At 61.3% G+C, this 253-nt stretch carries 1 pseudogene; it reads right to left on the bottom strand.

The features are described 5' to 3' along the window. Positions 1–125 precede the first annotated feature (125 nt). Positions 126–253 (bottom strand): annotated as a pseudogene (locus ACLBYB_RS33610) (IS5 family transposase); the annotation flags it as partial.

Below are 253 nucleotides of genomic sequence, written 5' to 3'. Positions count from 1 at the left end.
ACGCCGGACCGTCCCCTCCGGCTCAAGTCTACGGTCAAGTCGAGACACAAAACGATCCTCTCGTGCGGATCGTCAAATTGCCCGGTCAGATCGCCCCACAGAAGATGGGGTCGGAACATCGCTTACCGATCGTCTCGCTCGGCTGCAGATCCCCCCTTTTAGCGGCTCCAGCCGCCTTCTGATGCGCACGCATATTGGTGCCATCGAGGAACACCATGCCCAGCCGAACGCCGCGCTCCTGCACGAGAGCAAG

This window comes from Methylobacterium sp. D54C (assembly GCF_053345595.1).
The sequence above is the reverse complement of the archived record's forward strand: the minus strand, read 5'-3'. Positions and strand labels throughout refer to the sequence as shown.